This window comes from Pseudomonas sp. Leaf129 (assembly GCF_001423465.1).
Taxonomy (GTDB): Bacteria; Pseudomonadota; Gammaproteobacteria; order Pseudomonadales; family Pseudomonadaceae; genus Aquipseudomonas; species Aquipseudomonas coleopterorum.
Genome location: NZ_LMOC01000001.1, coordinates 886,753 through 899,868, shown reverse-complemented (window position 1 = coordinate 899,868; position 13,116 = coordinate 886,753). Strand labels below are relative to the sequence as shown.

Below are 13,116 nucleotides of genomic sequence, written 5' to 3'. Positions count from 1 at the left end.
GCAGGTCATGGTCGTAATGGCAGCGAAACACACACGTACATAGGCTTCCCCATGAGTGAAGATGCACAAGATGTCGTTCTCATCGTCGAGGACGAGCCGTTGATATTGATGGTGCTGGCGGACTATTTGTCTGGTCAGGGCTATCGCGTTTTGCAGGCCGAGAACGGCGAGCAGGCGTTGGAGATTCTTGCGACAAAGCCGCACCTGGATCTTATGGTGACAGACTTTCGTTTGCCCGGCGGCATCTCCGGCGTGAAGATCGCTGAACCCGCAGTGCTGTTGCGCCCGGATCTCAAAGTTATCTTCATCAGCGGCTATCCGGCAGAAATTGAAGAGACCAACAGCCCAATCGCGCGCAAGGCACCGATCCTGGCCAAGCCATTCGATCTGGACACGCTGCACCAACAGATCGAGAAATTACTGGCGTAAGAGAGCAGGGTGCCTGACGGTCAGGCACCCTGTTTATCCAGGCGCTATCGGCTTCAGGGCGTGGGCAGCGCGGCACCTTTGGGCCAGAGCAGCCACACTTGACCTTCCTGCTTCATGTTGCCGGCCAGTTCCCCGGCTTCGTCTCCCGTACCCCAGAACAGATCCGCACGCACTTCGCCGGCAATGGCGCCACCGGTGTCCTGGGCCGCGACCGGGCGCACCACTGGGCTGCCGTCAGGGCGTGTGGTGGACAGCCACAAAAGACTGCCCAGCGGTATCACTTTGCGATCGATTGCAACACTGTAGCCAGCGGTCAGCGGCACGTTGAGTGAGCCGCGGGGGCCTTCGTTGCTGTCTGGGCGCAGGCTGAAGAACACGTAGCTGGGATTGCTGGCGAGCAGTTCCGGCACCCGCTGCGGATTGGCCACAGCCCACTCGCGGATGCGGCCCATGCTGACTTCTTCTTTCTTGAGCAGGCCTTGCTCGACCAGCCAACGGCCGACCGGACGGTACGGGTGGCCGTTCTGGTCGGCGTAGCCCACCCGCAGTTGGCGGCCGCTGTCCAGCTGCAGGCGGCCCGAGCCCTGAATCTGCAGGAACTGCAGGTCCATGGGGTCGCGCATCCAGGCGACCACGGGGGCATTGATGCCTTGGCGCTGGATCGTGGCGGCGTCGTCATAAGGGCGCAGTACCTGACCATCGAGCCGACCGCGAAGACGTTTGCCTTTGAGTTCGGGGTAGAGGCTGTCCAATTGCACGCTGATCATGTCGGTCGGCACGCCGTAGACGGGGACCGGATGCTGCGCGTCGGCCTTGAGGCTGCCCGAATAGACGGGTTCGTAGTAGCCGGTGATCAGGCCGTGTTCGCCTTTTTCGGCTGAGCGCAGGCCATAGACCTGCAACTGGGCCTCAAGAAAGGTACGAATCGCGGCAGGCGACGTGTCGACTGTCTGCGCGGCGGCGCAAGTGGCTCCCCAGATAGCGTCCTTGGCCAGGCGCTGACAGGCAGAACGCCACGCCGCAAAACCGGCTTGCAGATCGCCGTCGCTGACCTTTGGCAGGTCACTCCAGGAGGCGGGTGCGTAGGTGGCGACGGGGTGGGGGGGGGCGACAGGCTTGTTGTCGTTGTCGCAGGCGGACAACAACGCCAGCGCTGGCACGACGCCGATGAGCAGGCGCCGCCAGGGAAAACGGAAATGGGTCACGCAACGCATCCTGATAGCGGGGAGAGGCGGCTACTTTGGATAAACCCACACTCGACGTCAAATCTGTGCGGTGATCCAGACACACCGCGGTGTCTGCCGACGCGGCTCGCGCCGCTGCTACAGAAGGTTGCAATCCGCGTCCTGATTGTGTCCGCCGACGCGGCTCGCGCCGCTGCTACAGGATGGCACCACTCCCTGTAGCAGCGGCGCGAGCCGCGTTCGGGTTGACGCAGTGGTCCAGGTTCACCGCGATCGAGTTCAGCAATAGCTCGCGATCCGTCGAACCTGGCCTTGGCCCTGGCTCAGGCTCCATTCCCGGTTGAGTGTCTGGAATACATCGTTGACGAATTGTCGGTCAGCCGCAGCTTTCTTGCCAACGTAGCCTTTGCCACGCCGGTAGATAGGCATGCGCGCACGCAGTTCGGGGTGATTGCGCTCGAATGCTTCGCCGTCGGCGTCGTTGGCCAGGGCATCTATATGCACGTCGCCACGCTTGCAGACCCAAAGGATATGATCGTCCAGCGTGTCACGTCCGGCGGCCAGAATACGAGCAAGTTGGTCGACGGTAGGTTGGTGATTCAAGTTCATGATTACGCTCCTTGAGCTCTGTGTGATCTGTCAGGTTGTCGTCTTCAACACGCATCCGCCGGTACGCATCAGGTGTTGTCCGTCTAGGTCAGTACTGGCTCGAGCTCGATGTGTAGTGCCGGTGACCCTGACTACATGAAACTCATGTCGTTAAGGTTCCAGCGGCCCGCCTGGTACGCGGAGGTCATCGGAGTGGCTCGATGGCTCATCGAGCAGGGCTTGTTCGGGCTCTGCTCTGTTCCCGATCAGGGAGACGGCCTCATCATGCAAGGCTTGAAGGGGCGCGTCAATGGATATGTAGTGCTTTTATATCGGCACTACATATTTTAATTATGACCCCTTGGTCACGGTGCGTTGGCAAGGGAAATCCTTGATAGCGACCCGCAATCCCGAGAAAGTCACGGCAAGGGTTGATTGTTCCGATCGCTCCTATAATCATGCTCGGCCCGGGCACGGTCGGGTCGTCCCGTGCAAGCACCCACTGGAGCAGTATGGAGTTCAAACAGAGTCTGAGTCGCCGCATCGTCATCGTGTTTGCCTTGATGAGCGCGTTCGTCGCCGGGGTATTCGCGGTAGGCATCGTGGCCACCGTGCATCTGGTGGAGCGCAAGCTGACGACAATGAGCCTGAGCGGCAACATGCACCGCCTGTTGCTGGTGGACAATGCGGACGACTGGCGCCATCGCCCCGAGAAAGACGAGCTGTTCTACATTGATGGCGGCGACGGCGACCTGAGCATGCCTGATGAACTCAAGACCCTGCCGGTCGGGTTCCAGGAGCTCACCCTCGGCCCGCGCACCTACTACGCCATGGTTGCTCAGGTCGACGGGCGTCAATACGTGCTCTTGCGCGACCAGGAGGGCATGGAGCAACGCGCCCATGTGCTGTTCATCGTGGTGGGCGCCGGCTTTCTGTTGAGCATCGCCATGGCGATCCTGCTGGGCGGGCTGCTGGCACGCCGGGTGATGGCGCCGGTGGTGCGTCTGGCGAGGCAGGTGCGTCATCGAGACAAGATGCTCGGCCTGGCGCCGCCGTTGTCGCCGGACTACACCGACGACGAGGTCGGCGAACTGGCGCGCTCGTTCGATGAAACCCTGAGCAAATTGCGCGCCGCACTCAACCGCGAGCAGATGTTCACCAGCGACGTCAGTCACGAGCTGCGTACGCCGTTGATGATCCTGGCGAGCTCCTGCGATCTGCTGCTCGGCAGCGAGCTGGATGAACGCTCGCAACGACAGGTGACCCGCATTGCCCGGGCCACGGACGGCATGAGTCAGTTGGTCGAGACCTTCCTGCTGCTCGCTCGGGATCGCGAGGCGGCCAGCCACGGCAACCCCACCGCGACGCTCAGGCGTACGGCCGATGAACTGGTGGAGATCTGGGGGCGGCAGATCGAAGCCAAGGGCCTGGAATTCATCTATGTCGTGGATAACCATTCGAGCGAAGTCTATAACCAGGCCTTCCTTCACTCGGTGATGGGCAACCTGCTGCGCAATGCCTGGCACTACACCGACACCGGTTTCGTCCGCCTGACCCTGACGGAAACCGGCTTCCACGTCGAAGACAGCGGCATCGGCATTCCCGAGGAAAAACGCAACGCGATGTTTCAGCCCTTTGTGCGGGGTGACGAGCAGCGGGGCGAAGGCCTGGGTCTTGGCTTGTCACTGGTGCAGCGCATCTGCGTCAACCAGGGCTGGAACGTCAGCCTGAGCAGCCGTGAACCCCACGGCTGCCTTTTCAGTGTGAAGCTGGGCGACGCCTAGCTTCCACTCACCCATAGCGTGCGGCCAGTCACTCTTTTTTTGTGAACCTTGACACGATTTTGTGGTCTTTCAGCTGGCGGCTTGAACCGACGGCATGCCGGGCAATAGGCCCTTTGGGAGCTTTTCATCGCCTCCCTTCGCAAGTAGTAGCCACCCGTAGCGGTAGTAGCGACAGGCCCTCCGGTGCAGGCCCAGCCTCTTGGGACATTGCTGTCCCGCTCTCGAATGGTCCGTTCATCGGGGCCTTTTTTCTTATTCATGTGAAGATCGCCATGCCCTCATTCCAACGTTTCTCTACCGTATTCAGCCGCACCCGCCTGGTGGCCACCGGCGTATTCACTGGCCTGCTCTTCACTGTCGGCCCGGCGCATGGCGAAGAGGCTCCTGGCAACAGCCGCTGGGTCAGTGACAACCTGAGCACCTTCGTTCGCAGTGGTCCTACCGACGGCTATCGCATCGTCGGCAGTTTGAAGTCCGGCCAGAAGGTCGAGTTGCTGTCTACCCAGGGTGACTACAGCCAAGTGCGCGGTGAAGGTGGTTCCAGTGTCTGGATCCCCAGCAGTGACCTGCAACAGACGCCAGGTCCCGCCGAGCACGTTCCCCTGTTGACCCAACAGGTCGCCGATCTGAGCGGCAAGCTGCAAACCATCGACGACAGTTGGAAGAACCGCGTACAGGGCATGCAGGAAACCCTGGACGCGCGCAAGGCGCTGATCGACGAGCTGGAAGCGCGCAGCAAGGCACTGAATGCCGAGCTCAGCGATGCGCAGTCCGAGTTGCGCAGCACCCAGGCGAAGTTGGGTGACGAAAACAAGCACGTGATGATGAGCTACATGGTCTACGGCGGCAGCATCGCCGGTGCCGGTCTGCTCGCAGGCCTGATCCTGCCGATGATGACCCGTGGCCGCAAGCGTAACGACCGCTGGTTCTGAGGGTTACGCCTACAGTTTGTGCTGAACCCGCCGAGTCGCTGGGTGATCTATGGTCTTGCACTCCTCATCACTACACAGAGAGCTTTGCCATGAACACCACTGACCTACTTGAACAACTGCTGCGCGGGCGCGGCGGCCAATCCTCAGCCAATCAACCTGGTGCCACGAGCGGGCAGGGTGGTCTGGGGGATGTACTCGGCAGCCTGCTCGGCGGCAGCCGGGGTGCATCAGGCGGCGGGGTCGGTGGTTTGGGCGGTCTGGGTGGTTTGCTGGGCGGCCTGTTGGGTGGGCGTGGCGGTAATCGATCCGGTTCCGGCAAGTACGCCGCGCTGGCATCGTTGGGGATGATGGCTTACAAGGCCTATCAGGCCTGGCAGCAACAGCAGGCCAACGCCCCACAGCAGGCGTTACGCACCGTTGATCAGTTGTCCGAGCCGGAAGCGGAAGGGCACAGTCATGCAATCCTGCGCGCTCTGATTGCCGCTGCCAAGGCTGATGGCCGGGTGGATGCGCAGGAGGAAGCGGCGATCCGCGCCGAGTTGACCGAGCATGCCGAGGATGCGCAGTTGCAACAGTGGCTGGACGCGGAACTGGCACGGCCGCTGGACGCGCAGGAGTTGGCCAGCGCGGCCGATGGCCCGGCGATGGCGGCGGAGATGTACCTTGCCAGTGTGATGTTGATGGGTCAGCAGGATGCCGGCGAGCGCGCTTGGCTTGACCAATTGGCCGCTGCCCTCAACCTGGCGCCGGAATTGCGCGCCCAGCTTGATCAGCAAGCCCAGGCGCAATAAGTCCACCTTAAAAGCCGTACGGCGATGCTGCAGGCCAACCCCATGCACCGCCGACGTGGCTCGCGCCGCTGCTACAGAGCATCTCCGCGCCCCGGCCCAGGTTGCACCATCGCAACCCACCAAACGCCCACAATCCCTGTAGCAGCGGCGCAAGCCGCGTCCGCCCACACCGCCAATCCCACAAACGCCCCACAATCCCTGTAGCAGCGGCGCAAGCCGCGTCCAGCCACACCGCTAATCCCTACAGGAGGGTCACAAAGGCCCCAGCTCCACCCAGATCGGCGCATGGTCCGAAGGTTTTTCCATCGCCCGCAAATCGTAATCGATACCCGCTGCCCGAACGCTGGGCAGCAATCCGTGGGAGGCCAGAATCACGTCGATTCGCAACCCCCGCTTGGGCTCATCCTCGAAGCCGCGGCTGCGGTAGTCGAACCAGCTGAACCGGTCCGCCACTTCCGGATGCAAATGACGGAAACTGTCCACCAGCCCCCACTGTTGCAATCGCTGCATCCACTCGCGCTCTTCGGGCAGGAAACTGCACTTGCCGGTCTTCAGCCAGCGCTTGGCGTTGTCCGCACCGATCCCGATATCGCAATCCTGTGGAGAGATGTTCACGTCACCCATCACCACCAGCGCTTGATCGTTGCTGAACCCTGTATCCAGCAGGGTTTGCAGGTCGCTGTAGAAACGGCGCTTGGCAGGGAATTTGGTGGGGTGGTCGCGACTTTCACCCTGTGGAAAATAACCATTCATGATCGTCACGACCTGGCCTTGGGCATCGGCAAAGGTACCGCGGATGAAGCGGCGCTGTGCGTCCTCCTCGTCGCTGGCAAACCCTTTATCGATACTCAGCGGCGCGCCGCGCGACAGCAATGCCACTCCGTAATGGCCTTTCTGCCCGTGAAAGTGCACGTGATACCCCAGCGCCTCAATCTCGGCCTGGGGGAACTGTTCATCCGACACCTTGGTTTCCTGCAGACCGATCACATCCGGCTGGTGCTTGTCGATCAAGGCGGCCAACTGATGGGGGCGGGCACGCAAGCCGTTGATGTTGAACGAGACGATTTTCATGGTCGCGGATCCTGGCAAATCGGCGATGCTAACGGACTGCGGCGCAGCCCACCAGCGTGGCGTCCGGCACCGGCGCACGATTTGCCTGGCCAGGGTACGGAACCCCTAGGGTCGCGGACCGTCCATTGACTACTCGTTGCACTCCTCAAGGACACACCCGATGCCCCAGACTTCGACCACCGCTGCAGAAGTACGTCAGCTCGATGGTGGTTACGCCCGTGAAACCCGTGCGCTGCTGTACCAGACCTATCTCGTCGACCCGACCTTCGCCTACCTGTTCGAAGCCGATCGCCCAGGCTTCGAACGGCGTGTGCGTTCCACCGTGCGGCAATTGGTCAATCAGCATTTTCTCCAGGACCTGCCGGCCTTGGGCTTGTTCTTCGACGACCGCCTGGCGGGTGTTGCGCTGGTAGCGCCACCGCAGCGTCGCCTGGGCATCACCGAAAGCTGGGCCTGGCAGTGGCGAATGATGCTCGGTACGGGTGTGGAAGGCACGCGCCGCTATCTCGAATACCATCATGCCGTCCAGGAATGCATCCCCTCGGATGCCGTCCATGTGTTGCCGTTGATGGGGCTGCATTTAGAGTTTCAGGGCCCTGAACTCGGGGAGCAACTGCTGACGGCGGTGCACAACTGGTGTGCTCAGGATCCAACCTCAGAAGGCGTGGTGTTGGACACCGGCAACCCGCGCTACCTGGCGTTCTTCGAGCGCCAGGGCTATACCCAGATTGGGGAAGTGAACCTGGGGCCTGTGGTCGAGCATGTGTTCTTCCACCCCAGTCCTGAAACAGTCGGTTACGCACAGGGCTGATCCAGAGCCCTTGGCAACGCCTGGCAGGGTCCAAATCGACGTACGGGTCGTGATAGCATTCGCCTATGAATTATTCAGGACGATTGGCCGGCAGCCTGGCGCTGCTGGTCGCAAGCATGGCGGCCCAGGCCCAAAGCGTACTCGACGTACGCGTCAATCCTGCCAACCCGGCACTCAAGAGCAACGTCGAAGGCTACATCGGCAGCTTGGGTGACCGTGACGGTGAGGCGCTGCTGCGCTTCAGTCGTGGAGCCGAGGAGCAGGCGCAAAAGGCAGCCCAGGCATTGGGCTATTATCAGGCACGCGTGACCAGCGAAGTGCAGCCGGGCGAAACCCCGCGTTTGCTGCTGCGTATCGAACCGGGTGAGCCTGTACATCTGCGCAACGTCATGGTGCGCGTCGAAGGCCCGGCGGCCGACTTGAAGGCCTTTCGCGTCCCGCGCAGCAGCGAGCTGGCGCCCGGTGCCGTGCTCAACCACGGTCAGTACGAAAATGCCAAGCAGCTGATCCAGAACCAGGCCTCGCGCTATGGGTTCTTCAGCGGCACCTTCAGCAAGCAGCGTCTGGCGGTCGACCCACGGGCCGGCGTCGCGGATGTCGAGCTGGTCTACAACAGCGGCCCGCGTTTCAAGCTGGGTAAAGTCAGCTTCCAGGGCGACACGCCGTTCGACGAAGAACTCCTGCAACGCATGGTGCCGTTCAAGGAAGACACGGCCTACGATTCCGAACTGATCGCCGAACTCAACCAGGCGTTGCAATCGAGCGGCTACTTCGAAGGCGTGCGGGTCGATGCTGCGCCCACTGCCGCCAGCGAGCGAGTCATTCCCGTCGATGTCCAGCTGACGACCCGCAAGCCGCGGACCATGGGCTTGGGTCTGGGGTATTCGACCGACGTCGGCCCGCGCGGCAAAGCCAACTGGACCCGCCATTGGGTCAATCCCCAAGGCCACAGTTATGGTGCGGAACTGGAACTTTCGGCACCTCGGCAGAATGTCGGGCTTTGGTACGACATTCCCCTCGATCCTCCTCTGACCGACAAGCTGCGATGGGCCGGTGGGTACCAATACGAAGAGCTGGCCGACACCGACAGCCTGAGCAAACTGCTCACGTTCGGCCCGGAATGGCACAGCAAACTCCCCGGCGGTTGGCAGCGGGTTATCTCTTTGAAGTGGCAACGCGAAGAATACCGGCTCGGCGACGACACCGGCCTGAGTACCTTGCTGATGCCCGGCATCAGCTACACCTACCTCAAGAGCGACAACAAGGTCGACCCCCATAACGGCTACCGCGTGCAGTTCGATGCTCAGGTGGCTAAGGAAGGGGTGCTGTCGGACACCAACCTGTTGCATGGCAACGTAATGCTCAAGGGCTTGACCACTGTGGCACAGAATCACCGCTTGCTTGGCCGGGTGCAGTTGGGCGGCAATGCCACCAACGGTTACAAATCCGTTCCGCCTTCGTTGCGTTTCTTCGCCGGTGGCGACCAGAGCGTGCGTGGCTACGACTACCAGACCCTCTCGCCGGAGAACTCCGATGGCGATCGCATCGGCGGACGCTACATGGTCGCCGGCAGTGTCGAATACCAATATTCGATTGCCGAAAAGTGGCGCGTGGCAACCTTCATCGACAAGGGCAATTCGTTCAACGATCTCAAATTCGCCGACCTCAAGACGGGCATCGGCGTCGGCGTGCGCTGGGTGTCGCCGGTGGGCCCTATTCGGCTCGACCTGGCTCACGCGATGGATGACGATGGCGGCGTGCGGCTGCACTTTTCCATGGGGCCGGAACTGTGAGGCCGGCGGTGAAGCGCGGTGCGCTGATCACCCTGGCTGCGGTCGTTGGCCTGTTGCTGATCGTTCTGGTGACCCTTTCGCTGGTGCTGGGAACCCAGGCCGGCAGTCGTTGGGCGCTGGCCCGTGTGCCCGGACTGACCCTGGAAAACTTCAAGGGCACGTTGGGTAGCCACTGGCAGGCAGACTCGCTGATCTGGCAGCAAGGCGCGACCCGCGTCGAAGTGCGGGCGCCCGAGCTGGCCTGGTCACCCAGTTGCCTGTGGCGTATGACGCTGTGCATCGACACCCTGCACACCGACGCCATTCTTGTGCAACTGCCCGCCAGCCAGGACCCGGCCAGCGACGGGCCGATCACACTGCCTGACCTGCAGTTGCCCGTCGCCATAGAACTGGGCGACGTGCGTATCGGCAGCCTGCAACTCGCTGGCGTACAGCAGCTCAGTGGTCTGGAGCTGGCGGCACACTGGACCGCTAATGGCCTGAAGATCGATCGCGGGCACCTGCAGCGCGATGACCTGGTGCTGGATCTGGACGGCACGCTGCGCCCCGGCGGCCAATGGCCGCTGAACCTCAATGCCCAGGTACAGTTGCCCAAGGTTGACGACAAGCCTTGGCAAGTCACCCTGAACGCCACAGGTGATCTGCTCGACACGCTGACCCTGAACGGGCAAAGCTCCGGCTACCTGCCGGCCGCCATAACGGGCACCCTGAAGCCGCTGGCCGAACACTTGCCGGCCCAGCTGCGCATTGTCAGCGAGGCGTTCAAACCCAGCGCCGGGCTGCCCGACACCTTGGCATTCAATCAACTGGAACTGCTCGCCAAAGGCGACCTGCAGGCTGGCTATGCCATCGATGGCCACGCCAGTCTGCCAGCCGAACAATCGCCGATGACGTTGGTGCTGAGCGCGCGGGTCGACGCCAAGGCCGCAGTGGTGCAGACCCTGGACATTTCTTCAGCGGCGCGGGAGCAGGTGCGGCTGGCTGGCAGCGTGGATTGGCAACAAGGTCTGGCGGCGAAGGCCACTATCGATTGGCAGGACTTTCCGTGGCACCGCCTGTACCCCGTCATTGCCGAGCCGGACGTGAAAGTTCGGCGTTTCAAAGGCGAGGTCGACTATCGCGACGGCAAGTACCTGGGCAACCTGAACGGTGCCTTCGATGGCCCAGCCGGTGCGTTTACCCTGGTGACGCCATTTAGCGGCGATCTGCAGCAGGTGTTCCTGCCGCAACTGGAACTGGTCGCGGGGCAGGGCAAGGCAGCAGGGCACCTGAACGTCAAGTTCGCCGATGGCGTTGCCTGGGACACGGCTCTGGACCTGAGCGCCATCGATCCTGCCTACTGGGTTGCGCAGATGCCCGGCAGCCTCGCCGGTCCGCTGCGCAGCACCGGTGAATTCAAGAACGAACAGCTCAAGCTGGATGCCGACCTGGACCTCAAGGGACGCCTGCGCGGGCAGCCTGCGCTGCTCCAGGCCAAGGCACAGGGCGCCGGCGAGCGCTGGACGCTGGGCAACCTCGACGTACGCCTGGGCGACAATCGTATCCAGGGTCAAGGCAGTCTGCAGCAGCGGATTCAGGCGCGACTCAACATCGATCTGGCCCGTCTGGGCCAGTTGTGGCCCGGGCTGCAAGGGCAACTCAAGGGCCAGCTCGACGCAGCCGGTACCTTGCAGGCGCCCCAAGGCAAGCTCTCGCTGCAGGGGCGTCAGTTGGCACTGGACAGCAACCGTCTGCAGAACCTGACGCTGGACGCCGCCCTCGACAAGGCCCAGCGTGGCAATCTTGATTTGACCGCCGCCGGTATTCGCGCCGGTGACACCGACCTGGGCACCCTGACCGGTAAGGCCTCGGGCGATATCAAGCGGCAGCAGCTGCAATTGGCGCTCAAGGGGCCGCAACTGGCTTTGGCCACCGCTCTGGACGGCACGCTGGACAAGGGCTTCACCGCGCAAAGCAGTTGGCGCGGACGGCTGTCCAGCGGTTCGGTCCAGGCCGGTGGCCAGGATTGGCGTCTGCAGGCACCGGCACGTCTTGAATATCTGACCGGTGGCCAGGTCAATTTCGGCGCCCACTGCTGGCGCTCGGGATCTGCCAGCCTGTGCGGCGAGGACCAGCGCCTGGCGCCGCAGCCGCGACTGCGTTACCACCTCAAGCAGTTTCCGTTGGACAGCCTGGCCCAATGGCTGCCGAAAGATTTCGCCTGGAAGGGCATGCTCAACGCCGATGTTGCAATCGACGTCCCTGCCAGCGGACCGGCCGGTGAGGTCACAGTGGACGCCGGCAACGGCACCCTGCGTGTGCGCAATAAAGAGCAATGGGTCGATTTCCCGTATCAGACACTGCGTCTGACCAGTCGCTTGAACCCCAAACGGATCGATACCGAACTCAACTTTCGCGGCGATCGCCTCGGACAATTGCAGGTCATCACCCAGATCGATCCCGTTGCGCAGAACAAGCCGATCAGCGGCAGCTTCCGCCTGTCCGGCCTCGATCTTTCCATCGCCCGGCCATTCATGCCCATGGTGGAAACCCTCAAGGGCCAACTCGATGGCAGCGGGCAGATCGCCGGTTCCCTGGTGGCGCCTCAAGTGAACGGCAATGTCACCCTCAGCGGCGGTCAGATCGCCGGCCCGGAACTGCCCACCACGCTTGAGGACTTGCAACTGCAGGCATTGATCGCAGGTGAAAGCGTGCGCCTGCAGGGCAGCTGGAAAAGCGGCAAGACGGGCCAGGGAACGTTGGGTGGCATGGTCGCCTGGGCCAACGCTCTGGACGTGGACGTGCAGCTCAAGGGCACGCGCCTGCCGATCAACGTCGAACCCTATGCGACGCTCGAAGCGGCACCGGATCTGAGCATCCAGATGAATGGCGAAAGGCTCGCCGTGGCCGGCAAGGTGTTCATTCCCAAAGGGGCCATCGTCGTCCGCCAGTTGCCACCGTCCACCGTCAAACTCTCCGATGACGTGGTGATCGTCGGCAATCAGACCGAGCAGGGCAAGACACCCTTGCCCATGGCGATCGATATCGATGTGGAAGTGGGCCAGGAAAAACTCACCTTCAACGGCTTTGGCCTGAGTGCCAACCTGGCCGGTCACGTGCACATCGGCGACAACCTCGACACTCGGGGTGAACTGGCGCTCAACGACGGGCGCTACAACGCCTATGGCCAACGCCTGACCATACGTCGCGCGCGGCTGTTGTTTGCCGGGCCCATCAGCCAGCCATACCTGGACATCGAAGCGATCCGTACCACCGGCGATGTGATTGCTGGCATCCGCCTGACCGGCAACGCCGAGCAGCCTACCAGTGAGGTGTTTTCGGAACCGACCATGAGCCAGGAGCAGGCGCTGTCGTATCTGGTGCTGGGTCGCCCGCTAGGCAACAGCGGCGAGGACAACAACATGCTGGCCCAGGCGGCGCTCGGCTTGGGCCTCATGGGCAGTTCGGGGGTGACCAGCAAATTGGCGACCGACCTGGGTATCGAGGATTTTCAGCTCGACACCCAGGGCAGTGGCGATGCTACGAGCGTAGTGGCCAGCGGAAACCTGTCGGAGAAACTCAGTTTGCGTTATGGCGTGGGGGTATTCGAGCCGGCCAATACCATTGCCTTGCGCTATCTGCTCAGCAAGCGTCTGTATCTGGAAGTGGCCAGTGGCGTGGCCAGCTCACTGGATCTGTTCTACAAGCGCGATTTCTGAGGAGTGAACCCAGGCCCGTGAATGGGCCTGGGGGA

10 protein-coding genes are annotated in these 13,116 nt (G+C 62.4%); 7 read left to right on the top strand and 3 right to left on the bottom strand.

Features of this window, described 5'->3' with window-relative positions:
- Nucleotides 1-51 precede the first annotated feature (51 nt).
- Nucleotides 52-429 (top strand): response regulator, encoded by a 378-nt coding sequence (locus ASF66_RS03970; RefSeq protein ID WP_049859471.1) that lies wholly within the window; start codon nucleotides 52-54, stop codon nucleotides 427-429.
- A gap of 53 nt (nucleotides 430-482) precedes the next feature.
- Here ASF66_RS03970 and mltA read toward each other — a convergent pair whose 3' ends face one another.
- Complete coding sequence (mltA, locus tag ASF66_RS03965) at nucleotides 483-1,634, bottom strand: murein transglycosylase A (RefSeq protein ID WP_442962739.1); 1,152 nt, start codon at nucleotides 1,632-1,634, stop codon at nucleotides 483-485.
- Nucleotides 1,635-1,892: 258 nt separating this feature from the next.
- A complete protein-coding gene (locus ASF66_RS03960) occupies nucleotides 1,893-2,222 on the bottom strand; it encodes a hypothetical protein (RefSeq protein ID WP_049859473.1) in 330 nt (109 codons plus the stop codon).
- A gap of 491 nt (nucleotides 2,223-2,713) precedes the next feature.
- Here ASF66_RS03960 and ASF66_RS03950 point away from each other — a divergent pair, with 491 nt between their 5' ends.
- The 3 genes from ASF66_RS03950 to ASF66_RS03940 all read left to right on the top strand — a co-directional run bounded on the left by ASF66_RS03950 (nucleotide 2,714) and on the right by ASF66_RS03940 (nucleotide 5,708).
- Nucleotides 2,714-3,985, top strand: coding sequence for a sensor histidine kinase (locus tag ASF66_RS03950; protein ID WP_056842813.1), 1,272 nt, complete (start codon nucleotides 2,714-2,716; stop codon nucleotides 3,983-3,985).
- Between the two features lie 272 nt (nucleotides 3,986-4,257).
- A complete protein-coding gene (locus ASF66_RS03945) occupies nucleotides 4,258-4,917 on the top strand; it encodes a TIGR04211 family SH3 domain-containing protein (RefSeq protein WP_082223591.1) in 660 nt (219 codons plus the stop codon).
- 89 nt (nucleotides 4,918-5,006) lie between these two features.
- Nucleotides 5,007-5,708, top strand: a complete 702-nt coding sequence (locus ASF66_RS03940; RefSeq protein ID WP_056842812.1) for a DUF533 domain-containing protein — start codon at nucleotides 5,007-5,009, stop codon at nucleotides 5,706-5,708.
- A 252-nt stretch (nucleotides 5,709-5,960) separates the two neighbouring features.
- Here ASF66_RS03940 and xthA read toward each other — a convergent pair whose 3' ends face one another.
- Nucleotides 5,961-6,779 carry an exodeoxyribonuclease III gene (xthA, locus tag ASF66_RS03935; RefSeq protein WP_056842811.1) on the bottom strand — a complete coding sequence of 273 codons (819 nt, stop codon included), beginning with the start codon at nucleotides 6,777-6,779 and terminating at the stop codon, nucleotides 5,961-5,963.
- Between the two features lie 160 nt (nucleotides 6,780-6,939).
- Here xthA and ASF66_RS03930 point away from each other — a divergent pair, with 160 nt between their 5' ends.
- The 3 genes from ASF66_RS03930 to ASF66_RS03920 all read left to right on the top strand — a co-directional run bounded on the left by ASF66_RS03930 (nucleotide 6,940) and on the right by ASF66_RS03920 (nucleotide 13,081).
- Entirely contained in the window at nucleotides 6,940-7,590 is a 651-nt protein-coding gene (locus ASF66_RS03930; RefSeq protein WP_056842810.1) for a hypothetical protein, read from the top strand.
- A 65-nt stretch (nucleotides 7,591-7,655) separates the two neighbouring features.
- Nucleotides 7,656-9,383: an autotransporter assembly complex protein TamA gene (locus ASF66_RS03925; protein ID WP_056842809.1), complete on the top strand. Its 1,728-nt coding sequence runs from the start codon at nucleotides 7,656-7,658 to the stop codon at nucleotides 9,381-9,383.
- A gap of 8 nt (nucleotides 9,384-9,391) precedes the next feature.
- Nucleotides 9,392-13,081, top strand: a complete 3,690-nt coding sequence (locus ASF66_RS03920) for a translocation/assembly module TamB domain-containing protein (RefSeq protein ID WP_056842808.1) — start codon at nucleotides 9,392-9,394, stop codon at nucleotides 13,079-13,081.
- Nucleotides 13,082-13,116: the final 35 nt, after the last annotated feature.